The sequence below is a fragment of the Chamaesiphon minutus PCC 6605 genome, assembly GCF_000317145.1.
In the GTDB taxonomy this organism is placed as follows: Bacteria; Cyanobacteriota; Cyanobacteriia; order Cyanobacteriales; family Chamaesiphonaceae; genus Chamaesiphon; species Chamaesiphon minutus.
This window is the reverse complement of sequence record NC_019697.1, coordinates 4,442,543-4,465,652: the sequence shown is the minus strand read 5'-3', so window position 1 is coordinate 4,465,652 and position 23,110 is coordinate 4,442,543. Positions and strand designations below refer to the sequence as shown.

At 45.4% G+C, this 23,110-nt stretch carries 18 protein-coding genes; 11 read left to right on the top strand and 7 right to left on the bottom strand.

What is annotated here, in order from left to right; translation table 11 throughout:
• The first annotated feature begins 57 nt into the window (after window positions 1-57).
• The 5 genes from CHA6605_RS31880 (at window position 58) to CHA6605_RS20430 (ending at window position 9,529) form a co-directional block, all read left to right on the top strand.
• Window positions 58-3,843 (top strand): CHASE2 domain-containing protein, encoded by a 3,786-nt coding sequence (locus tag CHA6605_RS31880; RefSeq protein ID WP_015161293.1) that lies wholly within the window; start codon window positions 58-60, stop codon window positions 3,841-3,843.
• Between the two features lie 294 nt (window positions 3,844-4,137).
• Window positions 4,138-6,330 (top strand): Hsp70 family protein, encoded by a 2,193-nt coding sequence (locus CHA6605_RS20445; protein ID WP_015161292.1) that lies wholly within the window; start codon window positions 4,138-4,140, stop codon window positions 6,328-6,330.
• A complete protein-coding gene (locus CHA6605_RS20440; protein ID WP_015161291.1) occupies window positions 6,330-6,848 on the top strand; it encodes a LysM peptidoglycan-binding domain-containing protein in 519 nt (172 codons plus the stop codon). The genes CHA6605_RS20445 and CHA6605_RS20440 overlap by 1 nt, the downstream gene beginning before the upstream one ends.
• A gap of 7 nt (window positions 6,849-6,855) precedes the next feature.
• Window positions 6,856-9,168, top strand: coding sequence for a tetratricopeptide repeat protein (locus CHA6605_RS20435; protein ID WP_015161290.1), 2,313 nt, complete (start codon window positions 6,856-6,858; stop codon window positions 9,166-9,168).
• A 10-nt stretch (window positions 9,169-9,178) separates the two neighbouring features.
• The gene (locus CHA6605_RS20430) at window positions 9,179-9,529 is read left to right on the top strand and encodes a J domain-containing protein (protein WP_015161289.1); all 351 of its coding nucleotides are present in this window, start codon (window positions 9,179-9,181) and stop codon (window positions 9,527-9,529) included.
• Between the two features lie 17 nt (window positions 9,530-9,546).
• On the opposite strand, the gene CHA6605_RS36290 is transcribed toward CHA6605_RS20430, so the two are convergent.
• Window positions 9,547-9,678 carry a hypothetical protein gene (locus CHA6605_RS36290; RefSeq protein ID WP_269744514.1) on the bottom strand — a complete coding sequence of 44 codons (132 nt, stop codon included), beginning with the start codon at window positions 9,676-9,678 and terminating at the stop codon, window positions 9,547-9,549.
• A 33-nt stretch (window positions 9,679-9,711) separates the two neighbouring features.
• Between CHA6605_RS36290 and CHA6605_RS20425 the strand changes: the two genes are divergently transcribed.
• Window positions 9,712-10,194 carry a nucleotide exchange factor GrpE gene (locus tag CHA6605_RS20425; RefSeq protein WP_015161288.1) on the top strand — a complete coding sequence of 161 codons (483 nt, stop codon included), beginning with the start codon at window positions 9,712-9,714 and terminating at the stop codon, window positions 10,192-10,194.
• A 151-nt stretch (window positions 10,195-10,345) separates the two neighbouring features.
• Here the strand turns inward: CHA6605_RS20425 and CHA6605_RS31875 are convergent, their stop codons facing one another.
• From CHA6605_RS31875 to CHA6605_RS20400, 5 genes are all read right to left on the bottom strand, one after another.
• On the bottom strand, window positions 10,346-12,685 hold the full coding sequence (locus tag CHA6605_RS31875) for a tetratricopeptide repeat protein (RefSeq protein ID WP_015161287.1): 2,340 nt from the start codon (window positions 12,683-12,685) through the stop codon (window positions 10,346-10,348).
• A 130-nt stretch (window positions 12,686-12,815) separates the two neighbouring features.
• Window positions 12,816-13,859, bottom strand: coding sequence for an S-methyl-5-thioribose-1-phosphate isomerase (gene mtnA / locus CHA6605_RS20415; protein ID WP_015161286.1), 1,044 nt, complete (start codon window positions 13,857-13,859; stop codon window positions 12,816-12,818).
• A gap of 104 nt (window positions 13,860-13,963) precedes the next feature.
• A complete protein-coding gene (locus tag CHA6605_RS20410) occupies window positions 13,964-14,689 on the bottom strand; it encodes an SDR family oxidoreductase (protein WP_015161285.1) in 726 nt (241 codons plus the stop codon).
• Between the two features lie 3 nt (window positions 14,690-14,692).
• Window positions 14,693-16,075 carry a serine/threonine protein kinase gene (locus CHA6605_RS20405; RefSeq protein WP_015161284.1) on the bottom strand — a complete coding sequence of 461 codons (1,383 nt, stop codon included), beginning with the start codon at window positions 16,073-16,075 and terminating at the stop codon, window positions 14,693-14,695.
• A gap of 57 nt (window positions 16,076-16,132) precedes the next feature.
• Window positions 16,133-17,467 (bottom strand): YcjF family protein, encoded by a 1,335-nt coding sequence (locus tag CHA6605_RS20400; RefSeq protein WP_015161283.1) that lies wholly within the window; start codon window positions 17,465-17,467, stop codon window positions 16,133-16,135.
• 309 nt (window positions 17,468-17,776) lie between these two features.
• Here CHA6605_RS20400 and CHA6605_RS20395 point away from each other — a divergent pair, with 309 nt between their 5' ends.
• The 5 genes from CHA6605_RS20395 to CHA6605_RS20380 all read left to right on the top strand — a co-directional run bounded on the left by CHA6605_RS20395 (window position 17,777) and on the right by CHA6605_RS20380 (window position 21,050).
• Window positions 17,777-17,986 carry a PEP-CTERM domain protein gene (locus CHA6605_RS20395; RefSeq protein WP_015161282.1) on the top strand — a complete coding sequence of 70 codons (210 nt, stop codon included), beginning with the start codon at window positions 17,777-17,779 and terminating at the stop codon, window positions 17,984-17,986.
• 31 nt (window positions 17,987-18,017) lie between these two features.
• A complete protein-coding gene (locus tag CHA6605_RS34380) occupies window positions 18,018-18,230 on the top strand; it encodes a hypothetical protein (RefSeq protein WP_157260048.1) in 213 nt (70 codons plus the stop codon).
• Window positions 18,231-18,416: 186 nt separating this feature from the next.
• Window positions 18,417-19,505: a 3-isopropylmalate dehydrogenase gene (leuB, locus tag CHA6605_RS20390; protein WP_015161281.1), complete on the top strand. Its 1,089-nt coding sequence runs from the start codon at window positions 18,417-18,419 to the stop codon at window positions 19,503-19,505.
• A 145-nt stretch (window positions 19,506-19,650) separates the two neighbouring features.
• Window positions 19,651-19,917: a hypothetical protein gene (locus CHA6605_RS20385; protein WP_015161279.1), complete on the top strand. Its 267-nt coding sequence runs from the start codon at window positions 19,651-19,653 to the stop codon at window positions 19,915-19,917.
• A gap of 185 nt (window positions 19,918-20,102) precedes the next feature.
• A complete protein-coding gene (locus CHA6605_RS20380) occupies window positions 20,103-21,050 on the top strand; it encodes a prepilin peptidase (RefSeq protein WP_015161278.1) in 948 nt (315 codons plus the stop codon).
• 54 nt (window positions 21,051-21,104) lie between these two features.
• Here CHA6605_RS20380 and sppA read toward each other — a convergent pair whose 3' ends face one another.
• A complete protein-coding gene (sppA, locus tag CHA6605_RS20375; RefSeq protein ID WP_015161277.1) occupies window positions 21,105-22,913 on the bottom strand; it encodes a signal peptide peptidase SppA in 1,809 nt (602 codons plus the stop codon).
• Window positions 22,914-23,110: the final 197 nt, after the last annotated feature.

The following is a 23,110-nucleotide window of genomic DNA, read 5'->3' as shown; positions in this document are numbered from 1 at the left end:
ACTCAAACACTCTCTATCGATCCAGTTACCTTGAACTATTTCACTCGATTTACCAATGTGCCTACACAGATCCCAGAACACCTGCGATCTGTTTGGCGGTGGCTGCCAGGGCCAATCGCTGCCGCAGTGGCGATCGCATTAGTACAGCTCGGTGCGACGGCTCCAGTTGAGGATTTTGCTTACAATCGACTGACAGAGTTGCGTGGCGAGAGAGCTTGGGACGATCGACTAGTGGTGGTCGAAGTTGACGATCGAAGTATTGCCCAATACCAAGATTTACCAAATAATCGCGCTCGCTACGCCAAATTAGTTAAACTTCTTACTAAATATAATGCCAGTACGATTGCCTTCGAGCAGATCTTTCGGGAGATTACTCCCGATGATGGCGAATTTATCGAGGCGATCAACGGTCACAAGGCCGTAATTCTCGCGCAAAGTTGGGACGGACAAAATCAGCCAATCTTACCCACGCGTCGCTTAAAAGCCTCATCTCAAGCTGTCGGGCATGTCGATAAAGTCAAAAGTAACGATGGTGTGGTGCGGCAAATATTACCATACAAAAACCGTGTCTATTCATTGGCTTGGATGGCTGTAGAAGGGCACAATCTTAGCAACGCACCAGAAATCAAACGCCCACCAAATGAGGGCGAATTTTGGATTAATTGGCCGGGTAGAGCGGCTAAAGCCAATCATTACTCATTGAGTTCGCTCTTAGAACCGAGAGACGAGATCGAACAAGCCCGACTCGAAAAAGTATTTAATAATAAAATTGTCTTAGTTGGTATAACTGGTAGTAATGCGATGCGGATCGATACCCCTTTCGATCGCATTGACGGAATTCCCAGTATTTATTTACATGCGGCGATCGTCGATAATCTACTCCAACGCAGTCAACTTCAAATCGTACCCGATCGCTGGCTGCTAGTATTACTATTATTCATTAGTCCGCTGTTGAGTTACCAACTCAGTCGGCTGACACCCGGTCAAAGATTGTTGGGATTGTTAGGACTCAGCAGCGGCTGGATTGCGATCGTCATCATTGCCTTGACTAATAATTATTTGCTGCCAGTTTCGGCACCAATTACTTTAGCTTTGTTAGTGACTATTGGTGTAGCTTATTGCGAACGGCAATATACAGATTTTTTAGTCAAACGCGAAATTGACAGACTCTGGCAAACTCATCAAATTAATTTAGTCGCTCACCCGCCTCGGTTTGGTGATAAGCACCTTTTTCCGCCAATTCCAGTTGGAAAAGTCGCTAAACTAGCAACATTAGCAGCAGAATTAGGACGGGCACAATCGGCGCAAACCGCGATCGCACACAGCTTGTCGATGGGATTGCTGGCGACCGAGTTAGATGGCACGGTCTGGTTTTGTAATTCGGTTGCTTCTCAGCTTTTAAGTATTAATATCGGTGATAAAATCGAACACTGTTTGATTCCCAATTGGTTGAGTGCTAAAGATTGGGAAGATCATCTCAGTGATTTACATACTTACCGCAGTTTGCCGCCGAAAGAGGTCAAGCGTAATGGTAAATATTTTACGCTCAAGTTAGAAGCTCTGTATAATTGGCAGGAGATCCAGCGCGACATCATTGATGGTAAGAAAATCAAAGAAATTTCGGTCGCGTCGGGTTTCCTACTGGTAATTGAAGATATTACCGCTTCCAAACAATTACAATCATTATTAATCGAACGCGAACGCCACAGTCGGCAAGAATTAACCAAAGAAAATATTGCCCTAGAAAAAGCTCGTCAGTTGGCAGAATCTGCGGGTAAGATGAAGAGTGCTTTCTTGGCAAATATGAGCCATGAAATTCGCACGCCGATGAATGGTATCATCAGCTTTACCGAGCTACTATTAGATACCAATCTCAATGAAGAGCAACGTAATTTCGTCGAGATTATCAGAGGTAGCTCTGATAACTTGTTGAATATTATTAATGAAATCTTAGATTTCTCAAAAATTGAAGCTGGCGAGCTGCATCTTGAAGAAATTAACTTTAGCTTGACTGATGCTGTCGAGCAAACGATCGAAGTCCTGGCAAATAATGCTTATTCCAAAGGGATCGAACTAAGCTGTCGGGTCGAACCGACTATCCCTAATAACTTGCAAGGCGATCCGACGCGACTGGGGCAGATTCTAACCAACTTAATCGGTAATGCCATCAAATTTACCGATCGCGGGGGCGTCTCGATCGATATTAGCGCGATCGCAACTACGGCTCGACAGACAACGCTCTATTTCCAAGTTCAAGATACGGGGATCGGTATCGATCTAGATAGTCAAGACAAAATTTTTCAATCCTTCTCTCAAGCCGATTCATCCACCACCAGACAATATGGCGGTACGGGTTTGGGCTTGGCAATTTCTAAACGATTGATCGAAATGATGGGTGGTGAAATTGGCGTGATCAGCGCGCCAGATGCGGGTTCGATCTTTTGGTTTACCCTCACTTGCTCGCGATCGATTCTCCCCGCTGATGTGGGCGACGAATTGGCACTCAGTCGCCAACTCGCCCAAGGCATTCAGGGACAACGCTTATTGATTGCTGGCAACTGGGATCACAGTCGCCACGCGATCGCCTCAGCAGCAGAACACCATGGGGCGATCGTCACCACTACCACCACTAGCACCGCAGCCATGAATCTGCTCCTAGCCGCCGCAGTGATGGGCAAACCTTTCCAAACCCTAGTAACAGATTTAGCATACCCTGACAGCCCTAATACCACTCTCCCAGAGCAGATATCGCACTATCCCGAACTCAGTAATCTGCGGACGATCGCGACGATCTCATTCAACGAATACGAACGCGCCTCACAGCTCCAGCAAAAATCGAAAATCGCTGGCTATGCCTTCAAACCAGCAAAACCGATGCAGATCCTCAATCGTTGCATCGAGCCACAACATCTTCTCCCCGAACCCCAACCGCAAGCATTATCCAGCGTCACCGAGTCCCAACCCCAACAACTACTCCTCCCCCAACAAGTTAGTTCTAGCCTGCGAATTTTGGTAGCCGAAGATAATAAGGTCAATCAAAAAGTTGCCCTGAACCAACTCAAAAATTTAGGCTACGCCGCCGATCTGGCCTGCGATGGCGAGGAAGTACTCGACAAAATTGCTACCCAAGATTACGATGCAATTTTAATGGATTGCCACATGCCTCGGCTCGACGGCTACGCCGCCACCAGAGAAATCCGGCTGCGTGAAGGTAAAGCGCGCCATACGATTATTATCGCCCTCACTGCTAGCGCGATGAAGGAAGATCGCGAATTAGCCATGTTAGCAGGCATGGATGACTTTTTGTCCAAACCCGTTCGCAAAGACGAGCTATCGACCAAAATCGCCCAGTGGACGCAACAAATCTCGACGCCGCAGCCTGCTAGCGATGCCACACCCCAGCCAGCAGATCTGACCGTAGAGACTCCACCGCCAGATTCGATCGCTACCAGCGAGTCACCCGCACCATCTGGAGAATCAAAATACGCAGAAGTATCTACTAACGATGCTGAGTTTGAACGGGCGATCTTACAAGTCTTTGTCGAAAATACCCGCGAACAACTCCGACTGATCCGCGCCGCGATAGCCGCTGGCGATCTTGGCACGATCGAGCACCACCTCCACGCTATCAAAGGAGCTAGCGCAAACGTCGGTGCAGTGGCAATTACCGCCACCACAGCCAAACCGATCGAACAATTAGCCATCCAATTAGAAAAACTCCTAGAAATCGACACTTTCGAGCAAAATACCCTTAGTTCCCCCACTGCTATCGATCCCCTCCTCACTGAGATCGAAGATCTCACACATGCGATTACCTCTGGTGCCAATAAATTGAGGGAATAGGCTTTAGGTTTTAGGCTTTAGGTTTTAGGCTTTAGGCTTTAGGTTTTAGGTTTTAGGTTTTAGGTTTTAGGTTTTAGGTTTTAGGTTTTAGGTTTTAGGTTTTAGGTTTTAGGTTTTAGGTTTTAGGTTTTAGGTTTTAGGTTTTAGGTTTTAGGTTTTAGGTTTTAGAACTGCGTTCCAATTCTCCCCTCTCCCCCTCTCCAAATCTCCCTCCACCTGTAGTTTTTACCGAACGCTTGGGTACACTAGCCCTAGTCAGTACTGAAGACACGAGCGAGCTTAGTCAAGAATTACATGGGAAATATAGTTGGGATCGATCTAGGCACAACCAATTCTGTTGCTGCTTTCAAATTTGCGGAGGTAGAGGTAGTTACGGCTGATGACAATCAAGCTCCCGATCGCAAATTAACTCGCTCTGTCGTCGCCACTACGCAAAATGGCATCATTGTGGGCGAAACAGCCTACAACCAACTAAAAGCCGATCCGGAGCAGACGATTATTTCGATCAAACGGCTGATCGGACGCGGTTTTAGCGATCCTGTCGTCCAAGCACAATTAGCCAGGTTACATTATCAAGTAACTCAATCGACCAAAGGCACAGATAATAGTCTATCCGTCTGGCTGGGTGGCACAGAGTACGCACCCGAAGATATTTCCGCCGAAATCCTAAAAAAAGTCGTTCAAAACGCTCAACTTTACCAAAGCCAAAAAGGGCAAAAAAGTACGATCGATCGGGCGGTAATTACCGTTCCGGCTTACTTTAGCGACAAACAACGCTATACAACTCAATCTGCCGCCAAAAGAGCGGGTCTTTCAGAGCCAGAACTTTTACCAGAACCGACAGCCGCTGCTATTTCTTATGGTTTCAAACCTAACGCTGATGATGTCAAAACAATTTTGGTATATGACTTTGGCGGCGGTACTTTTGACTCAGCTCTGATTACGGCGGCGGGAACCCAATTTATCGAATCTGGTAAAGCCGGAGATCTGTGGCTGGGTGGCGATGATATCGACGATCGCATTATCGAGCTAGTCAAACAACAAGTCGCTGCTGAAGAAGATTTGGAGAATATAGATAGTTTAATCGAGCGAATGCCTCACTATCAAAAAGTGCGATTTTTGGGCGATCTCAAAATGGCAGTAGAGAAAGCCAAAATAGATCTCAGTAGTTCCCTCACTGCCAAAATTATTCCCGCGACACCGCTACTCGACGATCTGGGGATGGCGATCCCGATCGATGTGACCGTGACGCGCGCCCAATTTGAAGCGATGATTTTGCCGCTAGTCGAGCGCACGATCTCGATTTGTCAAGAGGCGATTAAATATTCTGACTATCCAGCCGATGCGATCGATACAATCTTGATGGTGGGCGGTTCTTCGCAAATTCCGCTCGTCCAAGAACGGGTTAAAGCCGCCTTCGGCGCAGATAAAGTTGTCGTTCACCCGCGTCCCATGTATGCCGTGGCTGAAGGTGCAGCCATCGTAGCGGCAGGATTGACAGAGAAAGTCGGCACGGTTTCGCGCGATTACTTCATCGAACTAGCCGATCGCACTCATTACAAAATTATCCAGCAGGGTGATATTTTACCAGTTAGTAACAACTATACGTTTAAAACCGAAGCAGACGGCCAGAGTTTGATTCACTTTAAATTTTTTAATACCGATCTTGTCAATCAACAAAATGAAAAGATTGGCGAAATGTGGTTGGCACTAGATCGACCTTATCCGGAGCAAACTGAAGTAGCAGTAACTGTAGAATTAGATGAAAAAAATAGTTCGCTTCAAATCACGGCCGCTTTAAAAAATAATCCTAAGATCGTAGTAAGTTCGTCTTTTTCTTATGGTGGCGAAGATGAAAAAATTGCTCAAAAAGTCGAGCAAATCATTAAAGACTTAAACGATGAAGGTCGATTGACCGAGCGTGGTGTGCGAGAAGCTTATCGAATTGCTGGCGAGACAGTTCAGGCTACCAATCAAATTCGCGATCGCGATGGTCAGATCGCGGAAGACCGTCGCCAGCTCGCCCGACAGAAATTAAAAGAGCTAGAAAAGTTAGCATCTAACGATTATAATCTCGCCCAATCCTTAGTCTCAGATTTAGGCTTTGTGCTGCATGTTTGCCCTTCGCTGATTTCTGAAGAGCAAAAAGGGAAGATTATTAGCCTTTGCGACCAATTAAAGAAAGCAATTGCCGATAGTAATCTAGAAGTAGTGCGCGAACTCAGTGCCGATGCCACCCGCGAATTCGAGCAGCTTCCAGAATTAGTCAAATTTATATCGGTATGTGCGGATGCTATTTCGCAAGCACGATCGATTAACCCCTTGCAAGCTAATGTAATGCGGCATAAATTAGACCAAATGTGTAATGCGATCGAACGCGGAAATACTTACCAAGCCGAGCAAACATTACAAGAATTATTGCCAGATGTCAGACAATATCTAGATCGAGACTTACCTGCTAAAGCGATTGCCATCGGAATCAAATAATGAGCGAGCTAACCTGTCCTGTCTGCGATCGATCGGGAATCGATCGCAATATTTGCCCCAATTGTGAGACCGATCTATCCACTTTGCGAATGCTTGCCGAATTACCAATAGTTGTGCCTCAAAAATCTTTGGGATCGACTATCAAAATGTGGCTATTATCGATCGTTTTTGCTGCATTTACAATTGGGATTAGTTTAGGTGCAGCCGGAGGTGCTTTATTATCTCAACAGCCACCAAAATCGATCGCGACAGCAATAACTCCCACGATGGCTATCAATATTCAACCATCTTCACCTCCAGTTGAATCTAAAATGACTAATGCTTATCCTTGTACGCACGAATTTTATTATACCGTTCGTCACGGAGATTCTTTATCGAAGATTGCCCGACAGTTTTATGGCGATATCCAAAAATCTCAGCTCATTATCCAGAGTAATGCTCAATTACAAGGTAGAGAAAACGATATCGATTTAGACGAAAAAATATTAATACCTAAACTCTATCAAGCCTGCGATTGAGTAATTTATGTTAATCTTATTATTATTCACTATTGTTATTGGTGCTATTTCGATTGCAATAATTATTAGCTCCGAACTAGCCAAATTATCAGAAATATTCGCTCGTGCTGAGACTGTTAAAAATAAAGATCGCGGCAATCCGCTCGAACTCGATCGATTAGAGCAGTCAGTGAAGCTTTACGAGCAATGTAATCGGTTATTGCTGAAGTCTCCCTGGCTTCAAATTGCTGCTAATTTTAAAATCTTCAATAAAAATACTTATCTAAATGCAACCGCTCTTCTCGATCGAGAGATCGAGCGTCGTCAGCATTTTAAAATATTGTATTATCTAGGTAAAAAGCAGATTGATGATAAATACTTCGACCTGGCACTAGCTACTTTCCTAAAAGCTCAGCACTTATTTTCTACTAATGAAGTTGCAGCATTAATTATTAAATGTGATTCTCAAGTTAAAGTTCAGAAACAATACGAACAGAATTTAGAGCGGTCAACAATACTAGCACGAGCTGGCAAATTTCAATCAGCAGTCAATTTACTTAAACCTATTTTAATTGAATTCGACCGCATCGATGGTACGACATTATTAAATAAATTAAAGCAAGCATTTGAGGTTAAACAAACATTTAATAAAGGACTACAACTAGAGGAAAGCGGTAAATTAAATGATGCCAAACAATATTATCAACAAGTTTTAGATATCACACCAAATTTACCAGAATGTCGCATTAGAATGGCAATTGCGGCGATTAAAAGTGGGGATGTAGCAGAGGTGCTAAATTACTTAGATAATGTCGATGGCGAACGCGCGGCTTATCTGCGCGGGTTTGCTTGCATTATGCAAAGTAACTGGCGACAAGCGGATAAAGAATGGAACTCTTTATCGCATCCAGAAGTGAAATCTCAACGTCAATACCTCAGAACCCTTGCTCGCCAAGATCGGCTGTTAACAATGCAAAAGATCGAGCAATTTGTCGATGATGGCAATCTCGATCGAGCAAAGCAAACTAGTCTACAATTTATCAATAAATTTGGTATCGATCCCGTAGTCGAAAATAATCTCTATGAACATATTCAACCCCTACTCGAAACCAATATTTGGAAAACTTTAGACTGGAGCCTCATCGCCACCACAGCCGAGCAATTTTGGCTGGAGAGTCAAGATATGTCTTCTTTACATAATTGGGCTGTAGCTAGCTACTATCAGGCTCATAAAGATCCAGATAAAATTGCTGAATTAATTATAGCTTGCTCTACAGCTCTAGCTAATATAGATCGCGATCCAGCACTAAAAGATATCCCGTGGCTCACTAATCTACCACCTAATTTAGATGAAGTTTCAGAAAAGCTAATCGAATTGTTAGAAAAATTAATCGACCCGATTAAGGATAAAAATCCCGACCGCTACCTCCAATTACGAGACTTATATCGTTGGCAGATTGTCACTCTCCGCCTGACTAAAAATCTGCCCCATACTGGAGTCAGAGTCAACCAAGTTCTACTGCTACCAGGATGTTATCAACGCCACATTAATACCCTACCACAGTCCGAACTTCCCGCCGAACCTTGGAGTCGATTATACACTAACTGGGGGCCAGCAGTGGCAGCTTGTATCGAAGGTGATACCGATCGCGCGCTCCAAATTAAACCGCAAATTAGTTCTGTTTCTGTAGCTGAAAAATCCGCTAACTCCTTCATTACTTATCATGAAGGTTGTTATTATCTACAACAGTGCAAATGGCGTAAAGCAATCAAATCGTTCAACCAAGTTCGAGCAGAAATTAGTGATTTTGCTAATTCGATCGACGAAATCGATCGGCTGTGTGTCAAGCAACGTCAAGAGATCGATGAATTTGAAGAACACCTTGAATTCGCACAGTTTTGGTATGATTTAGTAGCTAGTAGACTTGCGGGTAGTTATTTAGCAGAATATAAAGCAATGCAAGTTAGCAGCAAATTAGCTGAAGAACAAATTACTTTAGATGAAGGACTCACCCAACTTCTGCAACTTAAGAAACTTGACGATATTAATCCGGTTGTCATCGACACGATCGCCAAAATTGAAATCGTTCGAGAGACAAATAGTATCATCGATTTAATTCAGAAAAATCGCCTAGAAGAAGCAGTCAGACGTGCTAAATTTTCAACTCGTCAAGAAGTAAAATTTCGGATTGCTGAAATTTTAATCGACGCATCGATCGAAGGGGCGAGAAATCGGCGATCGAGTCGAGAAGAGATCTTCCAATTAGTAAGTTGGGCACAAGAAATCTGTCCCTACGAACCTGCATTCATGGAAGTTTATCACAGTCTAGGACTAAATTAATCAGATTTTTATGGAAACAAATCTAGCTAATGCTTACGATGTTTTGAGCGTATCGCAAACTGCTTCTAATGCGGAAATTACCAAATCATTCGCGATTGCTATGAAGCATCGCAAATATTCTCCAGATGCAATTGCCAAAGCTCGCAAGAGTTTAATGAACCCTGAAGAGCGAATTGTTGCCGATTATCTGCGTCCGGTTTTACCAACTATAAATCAGTTTAAGTGTCAAGATTTTATAGCCTTAGATGAACCAGTACCGACTATCGATTGGCTATCTGAATTCGATCGATTAGAGGAATCGATTGCCGATGCTGACGAAGTCTCTGAAATCGACAGACAACTCGGCAGTGCTTTATTTTAATTTCTAGTACTAGACAGTTAGTCAGCGACTGAAGTCGCCGCTAGTGATGCAAAATCTGCTGTCTGTCTTGTCTCGCTTCCATGGGCGGGAAACAAAGGCGTGCGCGCGCCGCCTACGCGGACTAACTGAAACGTATTACCCAGCTTCACCACTTTTCACCAAAATTATAGTAGGACGCGATCGTGATTAAATTTGAGTTAAGTGCCGATAATAAATTACAACTCGAACATAAACTAAAAGCCGATGCCAAACAGTTAGAAGAATTAAAGCAAGCATTACGCCAGCAAGAACAAAATTTTCAAGCTGAGAAAGAACGAATGTTTCTAGAGTTTTTGGAGGTATTCGACGCGTTAGAATATCCGATCGATTATTTAAAAAATAATTCAAATATTTCGCCTCAATTCATCAAACGCTTACCTAAATCGTTAGCAGCAATTCAACAAAAATTATCGATCGCGTTAGACAGACAACAGGTAACACCGATAGCTCTCGAACAAACCACACCCGATTTTAGTTGCTGTCAAGTAGTAGGACGCGAAGACAGAACCGATCTCGCAGACCAAACAATTACTAAAGTCGTCCGTCAAGGCTTCCGCTATGGTGACAAGATCTTACGCCCAGTTGAAATTATTACTGCTAAAAATGGTCGCAATCCAAGCACGTAATATGGAGTAGAGCCGATGTTGTAGTTAAAGTATGTAATCTTAAGATTAAGTTTTGTGTCGAGCGCGATTGCCGAGTCGGAAGGTGCCAGTACTTTTAAACCTCGCTCTAAATATCTGCCCTCTGTCTTGGTTAAGCAAACCCAATCGAACTCTAAAGCCGATTTACCAATCGATCGAGAATTTGTAGTATCCGCTGATAAGTTTTACTATCACCTCGATCGAGGTAAAGATTGGCAGCTTGATGATAGTCAGCGATCGCGCCAGTGATATCGCCAATTTGGGTGTATATCTTACCACGCTGATAGTATGCTGGGGCATATTTAGGATCGATCGAGATGCTGTGACTAAAATCAGCGATCGCTGCCGATAAATCGCCTAAGCTGTGATAGCTATAACCCCGATAATAATAAGCATCCAGATAATCTGGTTGCAGATCGATGGCGCGCTGGTAGTCGGCTAGTGCAAATTGATGATCGTCGTTTCTCGATAATACCCAACCGCGCTGGTAATAAGCCTGTGCGAATGTGGGCGAGATCGCGATCGCGCGTTCGAGATCTTCGATCGCGCCTTGAACGTCATGGAGTTCGCTGCGGACGATCGCGCGGTTGTAATGGGCGTGGAGATGGTTGGGATCGAAGTAGATTGTCTGGGTATAATCGGCGATCGCGCCATGTTTATCGCCTACATATTGACGCGCATTACCACGATGGTAATAAGCATAATAATACTGAGAATTGAGGGCGAGAGTTTGAGTATAATCGGCGATCGCGGCTTGATGATTGCCGATTTGACGATGGCAAATACCGCGATTGTAATAGCCGATGACTAAGTTAGGATCGAGGGCGATCGCGCGATCGTAGTCTGTTAGTGCTTCGTGGCAATCGCCCTGAATCCGGTAAACATTGGCGCGATTGGTATAGGCGACTGCAAATTCTGGATCGAGTTCTAGAGCTTGAGTATAATTGGCGATTGCTAGTGCCAATTCACCCATTTGACAGTAGTTATTGCCTAAATTGTTGTAAACACTGACTAATTCTGGTTGAATTTCCAGCGCGCGATGATAATCGGCAACTGCTGAAGTAAACTCACCGCTTTGGGTATACAAGATGGCGCGGTTGTTGTAAGCGATCGCCGAGTGTGGATCGATCTCCAGTACGGCACTAAAATCGGCAAGCGCACCATCCATATCGCCCAAATTTTGCCGCAAATTGCCGCGATTATTGTAGGCAACTAGCAAGCGTGGATTGAGCGAGATGGCGGTAGAATAGTCGGCTATTGCGCCGTTATCGTCAAATAATTGCGCTTTGGCAGTACCGCGCATGACATAAGAGAGCGCATCAGTCGGGTTAGGGAGTAAGTTTTTACCACGCTCGAAATCATCATTAGGACGATAATCAGATTGCGGTTTGAAGCACGCCGCCAACGCCCGCCCGATATAGGCAATCCCCCGATCGGGATCTAGTTCCACTGCGGTACTAAAGTCTTCCCAAGAGCCAGGATAATCGCCCATATAGCGACGCGCATTGCCCCGCCCACAATAGGCATCGACACACTGAGGATCGAGCGAAATCGCCCGATCGTATGCCGAAAGTGCTTGTTGACAATTGCCAACTTCATAAAATTCCGTACCGCGATCGACCAATAGTTGGACGTGTCTGGCGATTTCGGTACGCGTATCCGCCCGCGAATGTTGATGGACGAGAAATTGTGGAATCAGTCCGACTACGGCTTGCCAAGCAGCAGCAATCGACGGGTAGCAACGCGCTGGTTCGGTGGAAATGAGCCGATCGACGATCGCGATTAATTCTGGACGATCGATTTGACTGGCTTGCTGCTGCCATTGTGCGAACTGGCTGTCCGACCGCGACCGATCTGCTCCCGCTCCGGTAGCCGCCGCGATCGCAATCTTACCGACTGTGAGTAGATCGGGTGCAATCGATTGAGGTGGGACGACTAGCGCGACGGGTAAATTCATCAACACTAGCTTGCGATCGAGATTGCGGCGGACTAGCTGGCGAATGGAGACAAGATTGGGGCTGGCATCGCAACGTTCGACATCACGCAAGACATCCAATAAGTCTGCCAACAACATGATGACTTGCGATTGCGTCCACGGTCGATCTACGACTAATTCTTGCGTTAAAGGCACGCCTGCGACAAACTCTCTGACGATGTAAAATGCCCCATCTTCAGCGAAATAACTATAGACAATCGCTACTCGATCGACTTTGCGACTCAGATCGTAGAGCGTCTGTGCCGAGCTTATCGCTAGCTGTAATTCTGGACGATCGGGAGTGGCATCTGGTAATTCATAACGGTGGATGGCACATTTTAGTTGGAGATTGCCAGGAACCTGAAGATCGACTGCTAAATATGTTGTGACAGAGCCACTGTGTCCCAACTGCTCCAGGATCTGATAACGCTGTTGAAGAGTAGATCCGATCGGATTCACTATGCGCACGCTCTCACTACTCACTTGCAAGTCTTTCACGGTTTATTGTTTACCCATTACCACTGACGTCTATTCTTACATATCGATCGGCAGATGGCTGAAACCCATTGCTTGACAAACTACTGGAATAATTTACGCCATTTTTTGCTTGACAATAATTGTACGCTACTTATCTATTTTTGAGATCGATAATTTCGGCGGGTGGAAATGCCCCAAATTCGGTAATAATTGCCTGAATGAGATTAGCTGGAGTTACATCAAAAGCTGGATTATAGAATTCAACCCCTGGCGGACAAACGATCGTTTCGCCAATTTGATAAAGTTCGGAGGGATGGCGTTCCTCGATCGGAATCCCACTACCATCATGCAGACTAAAATCGATCGTCGATCGCGGTGCGGCTACAAAAAACGGAACGTTGTGAGCTTTGGCAACCAAAGCCAAACTATAAGTACCGATTTTATTCGCAGTATCGCCATTAGCAGCAATCCGATCGGCTCCAACCACCACTGCATCGATTAAACCCTGTCTCATACAGTGCGCCGCCATACTATCCGCAATTACCGTTACCGGAATCCCTTCCTGGACGCATTCCCAACTAGTTAGTTTCGCACCTTGCAATCGCGGACGCGTCTCATCGGCATACAATCGTGCCAACCGCCCCTGAGTCCATGCCGAACGTACGACACCAAGTGCCGTACCATAACCAGCCGTTGCCAGCGCACCAGCATTGCAATGAGTCAGCAAACACAACTTAGCGGGACTGCTCGGTAAAACTGCCACACCATGCGCGCCGATCGCCTGACAAGTTGCGATATCATCACTATTAATCTGTTGTGCGGCGACGAGCAATTGCGGGATAATTGCAGCCACACTCCCCGCACATTGAAGCGCGGTAGCTTCCATCCGATCGATCGCCCAAAACAAGTTTACCGCCGTCGGACGCGTCGCTCTGAGGGTTTTGCCGATCTCGGTAAGCTGCGCTAAAAACTCATCCCGATCCGTCGTCTTAATCTCTTTAGCACCCAAATACATCCCATAAGCTGCCGCTACGCCAATTGCTGGCGCACCCCTAACGATCATCGTCGAGATCGCTTCTGCCATATCTTCTACCAGATCGATCTCGACGTATGTATATTCATTTGGCAGCCGATTTTGGTCGATGAGCAACACGCGATCGTTTTGCCAGCGGACGGGATAAACTGGGGTATTCATAAATTAATTAGCTAGAACGCGATCGAGTAGTCCAAACCCAAATTTTATCATTCCCGCTACGACATATCCCCGACTTCTTGAATAAGTCGGGGATATGCTAGCATTCACAGTCCAGATCGAATAAACCGTTCGGCAAGTGTAGGCATAAGTCGATCGAGAAAAACTAGCAATTTTGTTTTACCAACCTGAACTTCATAACGATCTCGCTCGAAATTATGCCAAAATTCAGCAACTAAAGCCTCTGGCGAAATTTTACCGCGTCCGCGTCCGGCTGTCATTAGTGTATCGACGATCGGCGGAATTATCTCGAATACTTTGATGTTAGTGTTTTCGAGCTGCCAGCGCAAAGCTCTACTAAAACTGTGAAGTGCCGCTTTACTAGCACAATAAATCGGGGCACTTTGTTTGGGAACGATCGCCAAACCAGAAGAAATATTCACAATTGCGGCACTTTGTTTGGTCAGAAACTGAGGTAAAAATTGCTTAGTTAAGTATAAGTGAGAAACTAGATTTATATCCAGTTCGTCTTCAATTTTATCGAAAGGAACTGCTAGATCGGCAAAATCATAATTATATTGAATGCCGACATTGTTAATCAGAATATTCACATCTTGGTAATTAGACGCCAATCGATCGAGTGCAGCACGATCGCGCATATCTGCTAACTCTATTTTAACATTTGGCAATTGTTTTTGGATTTCTACTGCTTTAGCTACATTAGTTACCGTTACGATTACTTGATTATCTGCATCGACAAATTGCTTGGCTAGAGCCAATCCAATTCCCGATGTGCCACCTGTAATCAAAACAGTATTTTTAGTTGTTTTCATTAGTTATTTACTAACTGGTAGATTTATCCATTCACTTAATTCTGCCAGCAGCCATTCGCATTCAGCTTCGCTGCTACTATGAATTCGATACTCTCTAACACCAGCACGAATAACAATCTCTCTAAGTAGAAGTGATATTTTCTTTTTACTTCTCGTCCGATTATGTATATTATAAGTAAGTTTATCAATCTTTGAGCGAGGGCTACTAGGTATTTGTCTACCAACTTTTAGACCGAACAATGTTTTGTGAAACTTAACTTCGTTGTCATCGATCTGTAAATGTAGCTTGCCACAGAAATAATAAGTGAAATTATAAATGAATGGAAGAGATGGTACTAGTTGATAAGCAAAAAACAATGTTAAAGAGCTACCCAGTATTTTGGCGACCATTACACTCAACGTTATACTAACGATCGGCATAAAAAATATGCTCAGAGCAATCGCTGTACCCCACATAATCGGAAACCGTCGATCGGGAATAACAATCTCGATTCGATCTGGATTTTTAATTAAAGCGATCTTACTACCATAAGGCTTTTGTCTAACAATAGCCTCTGGTTCTCCCAATCGATCTAATGCTAATTTTGCCTTAATTACGTCAGGAAAACGTTTTTTGAGACTGACTTCAGTCATTGTCTCCACCCACCGCCGCCAACTTTTGCTAAGGTTATTAACTGGTAGCTGAATTTTGCCATCATCTTGGGGCAAATCGGCTGGATGTGTACCCGCGATCGTGTAAATTAAAGTTGCACCCAAACTATAAAGATCCGATGCTGGCACAGTTTTACCGCCAAATTGTTCCATCGGCATATAACCATAAGTCCCCACCACCGTCATCGTGCCGCCATCTTTCGCAGCCACATTTTGTACCGAGCCAAAATCAACCAGATAGACTTCCCCAATACTATTACCCGATCGATTAGAGAGGAGAATATTACTCGGCTTAATATCGCGATGAATGACTGGCGGTTGGAGTGAGTGCAGATAGTCGAGAATATCGAGCATCGATGCTGCAAATTCTTGTAATTCGCCCTCGGTAAAACGTCTGCCCGAACTAACTACTTCTTCGAGCGATGGCGCGTCGATATAGGTTTGCACGAGGGCGAAACCTTTAAGGTTTGGCAAGTCAAATTCAAAGTAGTCTAGATAGCGCGGAATCGCGGGTAGCTCGAGATGCTTGAGGGTTTCGGCTTCCCGCTCGAATAACTTGAGATCCTCCCAAATAAACTCATTATTAAAAATCAGTAATTTGATGACCACAGGCGATTCTGTCTGAAGATCGATCGCTAGGAAGGTGCGTCTACCAGTCTTTTGTCCTAACTGTTTTTCGATCTGATAGCGATCGCATAAAACTTGCCCGATAATTTCTGCGTTTGAATTTTGCATAGATTCGATCGCCACACTCTATCTAATATACCCATTCCCCACGACGAGCGACATCGACTAACGACTAACATTAAACTGCTGCTTGGCACTACTAAAAGCTTCTGCCATTACTGCTTGAATCTGTTGTGGATCGGGTTTTTTGCCCCCCATCAAATCGCCGAAATAGACACAGGCACCTTCACCCAATGCCACTGTATACGCCGCCGCCCAAGATGCCGAAATAATACTACCAAACCCAGGAATAAATTTAATCAACTGTCTGGCGACTAATTGCGCGACAAAACCACCTGCGATCGCGCTAACGACGCCTCCTGCTTGGGATGGAGTTAGAGTTTGACCGTATAATTTACCCAATAACCCCACCATCGAGACTTGAATGGCAGTCAGTACGGGTAAATCGGCAAAAGGTAACGGAATTGCGGCAACAGTACCAGCCGCGATCGCGCAAGGTAAAATATAACGACGCGCGACATCGCGATAGATATTGCCGAGTTTATTACCTTCGGCATCCTGAGTAGCCGTACCCGCTTCGAGCAGTTGAGACATCGCTCGCGATTCCGCTTCGGGCAATAAATCGGCTAAGGCTGTCCGCATCGCCTCTAAGCCATAAAATTCGGGCGTATAGCCGTCCTCAGCTAAAGTAAAGTCAATTAGCACCGCCCGATCGAATAACCCTGTAAATGCTTGCTGAATGGCTGTGAAGGCTCGATCGACAGGTTCGATACTGGTGGGTTCTTCGGGATGATCGAGTTGAGTAGGGGGATAAATTTCGTGCAGACAAGTCACTGCTAGCAGACAAGGAATCTGCGGGTATTTTTGGCGTAATTCGCTGGCTATCTGGCGGATCGTATCGATCGCAAAATCATTGATTTTGACTGTCAGAATGATAATACGCGGACGATTAGTTTCCGTTTCCAGATCGCCGATCAGTTCTTGGATCAGACTATTGGTATCGCGATCGACATCGCCCAATCCGACCGTATCGGTAAAGACTAATAATGGCAGTTCGCTCGAAGGATAATTATACCGCGCGGTCGATTGCGTATGCGGACGAAAACCCTGCCCGACAATTTCTGCCGATACTCCCGTCAATCCTCGCACGATCGAACTTTTGCCTGCTTGAGGTTTGCCAATCAACAAAGCCTCTGTAGTCGGCAATTGCGCGCGCACGGTAGCCAAAATCTCGGCTACTTGAGTTTCATCGACGCTAAACCATTTCCCCACAGTCTGTGCGGCTCGATCTACAGGCAAAATTTGCATCGCTTTATTTGTCGCCTGTTGCCAGCCACCAGCCAGTCGATCGGTCAAACCTGCAATTGTAGACTTATTCTGTGCTGTAGCCGGATTGTCTGCTTGAGGCTCGGGTGTCGAAGATTCTGGTTGTTGTGGCACGATCTTTAGCAAATGATGGCACTCGTCAGTAATGCAATTATCCGATCGTTCGATCGCGCCCGATGGCGTGTTATTACGGTAGTGCTAACCGTCGATCGAGTTAATCGGGAAATTTAGATTCTGACTATCGATCGATTTCTACAGTGGTAAGCTCGACTTTATCCATTTAAAACCTTACTGTTTGAGACTGGCTCCCAGACCTGCGAAATCGAACTGACTTTTCACAGATCGAGAAAAACAGTTGATATTCAAAAAGTCCAACCCGCTGTAACCGTTATAGGCAGGCACTTAGATCCAAGGCGATCGAAAATGGATAAAGTCGAGATCGGGTTCGATGTATTAAGTAACAATGGTGCTGGTAGACCTCTAGCTGGTTTGTCAGAAGTTCAATTTGATGGAACCGCAGCTTCAGCGACAACCGTACCCGAACCTGTGAAGATCTTCTGGACTTTGATGGGTTTAGGTGGTGGTGCGGCATTGAAACGACGGCTTAAGAGGATCGAGTCGAAATCTGTGTAAATGCTAGGAATATCGTGAGATTTCCGCGCGATTGAAATCGCCGCACGCGCAAGTGAAGTCCGCCTGTCTTGTCTCGCTTGGTGCAACACATGCGGAAGGAACCTCCGCGTGGTTGCATCCGCAAACCGTCGGGAATCCCGACGAGCGCGAGCCGCTGCGCGGACTAAGTTATCTAGTCCGCGCAGGCAGACTTTGTAGCATTAGCCCCGATTTCAATCGGCGGCGGTTGAAGGCTAAGCAATAAAATCTACACAAATTCAGCAGCGATCGAATTATGATACTCGATCGATTCGCGACGCATAATATAAAATCTCGATCGCAATGAGATTATTTTAGTGTTTCACTACCACTACCCACTATCCACTATTCACTATCCACTAAGCCCCGATCGCCAGTAAAATATCTAGTGTTCGATCGCAAGGCAAGGACTATGACTCAAACTTATCTCATCACACTTTTACCTGGGGATGGCATCGGCCCCGAAATTATGGCGGTAGCTGTAGAGGTACTAGAAGTTGTAGCCAAACAAGAGGGTCTAAGTTTTGAATTTACTACGGCTCTAATCGGGGGGGCGGCGATCGAAGCAACGGGAGAACCTTTGCCAGCAGCCACTTTGGATGCTTGCAAGCAGAGCGATGGCGTTTTGCTCGCGGCTATCGGCGGTTATCAGTGGGACAATCTGCCCCGCCATCTGCGGCCAGAGACGGGTTTATTGGGGTTGAGAGCGGGTCTGGGGTTATTTGCCAATTTAAGACCTGCGGCGATTTTACCCCAGCTTATCGATGCTTCTACCCTCAAGCGAGAGGTAGTTGAAGGGGTGGATATTATGGTAGTCAGAGAATTGACTGGCGGCGTCTATTTTGGCGAACCCAAGGGGATATTTACCACAGAGACAGGGGAGAAACGGGGTGTCAATACGATGGCATATACCGAGAGCGAGATCGATCGGATTGCGAAAGTCGGCTTTGAAACCGCCCAAAAACGGACTAAAAAGTTATGTTCGGTAGATAAAGCCAACGTGCTAGAAGTCTCCCAATTATGGCGCGATCGAGTCACGGCGATGGCCAAAGATTATCCCGATGTCGAACTGACGCACATGTATGTAGACAATGCCGCGATGCAGCTAGTCCGTGCGCCCAAACAATTCGATACGATCGTTACTAGCAATCTATTCGGCGATATTCTCTCCGATGCTGCTGCCATGTTAACAGGTAGTATCGGCATGTTACCTTCAGCTAGTTTGGGTGCGACTGGGTTGGGTGTCTTTGAACCAGTCCACGGTTCGGCTCCAGATATCGCTGGGCAAGATAAAGCAAATCCCTTGGCACAAGTGCTGAGTACCGCAATGCTATTACGTTATGGACTACATCAGCCTAAAGCTGCCGATCGCATTGAGAGCGCGGTTTTAAAAGTTTTGGATCTGGGTTACAGAACTGGTGATATTATGTCAGCAGGTATGACCGCAGTAGGCTGTCGGGAGATGGGTCGCGTCTTAATTGAAGCCCTAGCAAGATCCTAATCTAGTTGAGGGCGGTCGTCGATGCTCTACGACAGAGAAGCGCGGCTCCAGCGAGAACGAGTTTTGCGATTCTTAACAATAGATCGGCAACTCAACCCGATTGCTCTTAAAATGTCCGAGCATAATTTTAGGAAAATTAACAACTGTGTTTACGATTGCGCCGCCCAAAGCTACTTCGATGCCCCAGCCCGATTCTACTAGATTATACGATCCCGCTCTCCTTAGAGCTGCCAAAGATATCTATAGCTTCTATTGTCAGATTAACCCCGATCGAGAACGACGGCGACAGCCAATTGGGGTCGCCATTGATAAACTCAGCCATCGCGGTAAATTAATTTTCAGCAGCTATCCGATCCTGTTACCCGAAGAAAATTTCATCTCGGTCGAGCAATTAGAAAACGATCCTCATTAGGCGCGATCTAGTCGTTTGCGAAGGTCATAAGCTACTCAGCACCTAGATTAAAAATTTAGTTCTGCCTTCTACCTTCTCTCGATTAGTAAGTTAAATGTCTGACAATTTAGAGCATTGCCGCTGCTGCTGGGGAACTATAGATCTAGGTTCTCTATCTCTACAGCCACTGGCAGACGATCGTAGCAGTGAATATTTATGACACGAGTGTTCAAGTAATTGTATTTTGGTTGGGTGCGGCGATCGGTAGCTTCCTCAATGTGGTTGTGTATCGCGTCCCGGCTGGCCTCTCGGTAATGTGGCCGCCATCTCGATGTCCCAAATGCTTTCATCAGTTAGGCATGGGCGAAAATATCCCCATCTTGGGATGGTTATTATTGCGCGGCAAATGTCGTCACTGTCATACGCCAATCGCACCGCGTTATCCGATCGTCGAGACGATAACTGCGATAATTTTTGTCCTGATCTACAACCATTTCGGCCTCACGATCCAGACGTTGGGCTATTTTTTGTTGATGTGTTGGTTATTTGCACTAACGCTGATCGACTTGGATACAATGACATTACCCAATCCGCTGACACAATCTGGGTTGGTGTTGGGGTTAGTATTTCAGATCGTCGTTGGCTATCTCGATAATAACCATTCAATTATCGGTCTGCGCGAATCTTTAATTCAAGGTATTCTGGCGATGGTGCTAGGTATCTGGCTTTACGATACGATCGCGATCGTCGGGAGCATGATGATGGGTAGGTCGGCTCAAGGTGGTGGCGATGCCAAGCTATTAGCGATGATTGGAGCTTGGTCGAACTGGAAGGTCATACTCCTTACCGCTGGAGTGGCTGCGGTGCTGGCGATCGTCGGTTTCGTTGTCGTTGCTGGCTATTCGACGTTCAAAAGTGGCGGCATCAAAGCGGGTGCCAATAAACTGATCCAACCGCTTCCGTTTGGGCCTTCGATCGCCTGTGGTGCGACGATTGCGTTGTTTGGCGGCGATTGGTTGATTGGGAGTTATCAAGAGTTTATGCGCTCTGACGCTCGCTATTTAGTAGGGGTGCCATTATTAATCGCATTGACTGGACTATGGTGGTGGGTACGCAGACTGCGCTTGCGCAGCTCTCGTTCTATTGGATCGTAAATAGAGTTATATGCTGTTCCATACTCTTGGTAAATAGAGCGAGCCAATTTCCACTTAATCTAGATTAAAATTAAATGGCAAGCGGACGTAAACATGATTGGGATCGTTAAAGCTTTTCAAAACACTTAATTCGTTTTTAACCTTAATTAATTCTGCCGTCAGAGGATCTTGATTTTGCAAGAGTTGGGCATCTTTACCACCGCCAATTTGTTTGAGTATTTTCTCGTCCCAACCTTCAACTTCGGGATATTCTTCTAGCTCCCAATCTTTACCTAGTTTTGCAGTTTCAGCCGCATACGCGATCGCGTCGTTTAGACCGCCAATAGCATCTACCAAGCCGACTTTTTTAGCATCGACTCCCGACCAAACTCTTCCCTGGGCGATTTCAGCAACCTTTTGTTTTGGTAGTTTCCGAGATTCAGCAACTTTATTGAGAAAATCATCATAAATATCGTTGACACGCTGTTGGGAAATTGCTAATTCTTGGGGCGTACTCGGACGAGCGACAGTGGTACTATCTGCTAACTTAGATGTTTTGATAACGTCCCAAGTGATCCCATTATTATTAGCTAATTTTTGAAAATTGAAGTTAATACCGATTACGCCGATCGATCCGGTAATAGTATTCGACTCGGCAAATATTTTATTAGAGTAAGTAGATATCCAATATCCCCCCGAAGCAGCGACATCGCCCATCGAAACGACTACGGGTTTATTTTTCTGTAAAAGGCGCACTTCGCGTTGGATGATATCGGATGCTAAAGCACTACCACCCGGACTATTGACTCGTAATACCACTGCTTTAACATCTTTGTCGGCTCGTAATTCGCGCAGTTGTCGAGCGAGACTATCGCCGCCAATTTGTCCGGGAATGCCTTCGCCACTGACGATATTTCCTTGGGCATATAGTACGGCAATTTTTCTACTAGAATTTGTTGGCGATCGATCGGCAACTTCAGCATAGTCCTTAACGCTAATTTTCCGATAGTCATTGCCCTCTTCTTTATCTGGAGCACCAATCTTTTTGAGTTGTGCCAAGATTTCATCTTGATAAGCAATTTTATCGACTAACTTGTTAGCGATCGATTGTTGGGCTGTTAAAACACCCCGCTCGTCGGCAATTTTTTGAAGTGTCTCTGGAGTAAGTTTGCGGCTGGTACCGATCGAAGTTTTGAAATCATTCCAGAGGTTATTTAATAACTGTTGAGTTTCTTGTCTAGCTTCTGGGCTAAACTTATCTAAAGACCAAGTTTCACCAAATGATTTATATTTACCGACGCGGACGACCTCGACCCCAACTCCATACTTATTAAAAGCATTTTTAAAAAACATAGTTTCCGAGCGGAAACCATTAACATCTAGAGATCCCATCGGATTGATAAAAATCCGATCGGCAACCGATGATAGATAATAATCGCGTTTATCCATATCGATATTGTAGGCAATTATCTGTTTGCCAGTGGTGCGAAATCGCTCCAGTGCGGTGCGAACTTCTTTGAGTGTGGCAAAACCCGTGTTGCTGCGTTTGCCACTACTGCCATCTAAATAAATCGCGACGATCCGTTTATCTTTAGCCGCCGCATCGATCGCATTCAGAATGGATTTTAATTCAGTGACGCGGGTAGATTCGCCAGCGATGGTTTCTTGTAAACTTTTACCAGGATTGAGATCGACAATCGATCGAGATAAATCGATCGTCAAAATCGATTTTTCTGGAACTTTAGTCGCCTCACGATTGGTTGCACTCTGAATCAACGCGCCAACGGTTATGGTTACTAATGTGAGCGAAACTGCTGAAAATAGAGTTAAGCCAAGCAAACTACCGATCGTACTAGCTAAGGCTTGTTTGAGAAATTGACGCATAGATTAAATGTGTGAGGAGATAAAAGAGATAAGCAGAAAACTAAATTTGATGGAGCGACTTTCGAGCTGACTGAGAGCTTGGCGTGCGTGCGGCTTAACTATTTGAGACAGGCGATCGATCGCGCGAGTTAAGAGATAAAGGATCGAGAGCCGAGCGCGATCTAAGTGACGATCTATTTGTTGTTATGAGCAGTGTA

Bases quoted from the DNA above. Each gene is read 5' to 3' on its own strand.
- CHA6605_RS20435 (WP_015161290.1), top strand. From the start codon at position 6,856: ATGTTAATCTTATTATTATTCACTATTGTTATTGGTGCTATTTCGATT.
- sppA (WP_015161277.1), bottom strand. From the start codon at position 22,913: ATGCGTCAATTTCTCAAACAAGCCTTAGCTAGTACGATCGGTAGTTTG.
- CHA6605_RS20440 (WP_015161291.1), top strand. From the start codon at position 6,330: ATGAGCGAGCTAACCTGTCCTGTCTGCGATCGATCGGGAATCGATCGC.
- CHA6605_RS20405 (WP_015161284.1), bottom strand. From the start codon at position 16,075: ATGCAAAATTCAAACGCAGAAATTATCGGGCAAGTTTTATGCGATCGC.
- CHA6605_RS20445 (WP_015161292.1), top strand. From the start codon at position 4,138: ATGGGAAATATAGTTGGGATCGATCTAGGCACAACCAATTCTGTTGCT.
- mtnA (WP_015161286.1), bottom strand. From the start codon at position 13,859: ATGAATACCCCAGTTTATCCCGTCCGCTGGCAAAACGATCGCGTGTTG.
- CHA6605_RS20395 (WP_015161282.1), top strand. From the start codon at position 17,777: ATGGATAAAGTCGAGATCGGGTTCGATGTATTAAGTAACAATGGTGCT.
- CHA6605_RS20430 (WP_015161289.1), top strand. From the start codon at position 9,179: ATGGAAACAAATCTAGCTAATGCTTACGATGTTTTGAGCGTATCGCAA.
- CHA6605_RS20410 (WP_015161285.1), bottom strand. From the start codon at position 14,689: ATGAAAACAACTAAAAATACTGTTTTGATTACAGGTGGCACATCGGGA.
- leuB (WP_015161281.1), top strand. From the start codon at position 18,417: ATGACTCAAACTTATCTCATCACACTTTTACCTGGGGATGGCATCGGC.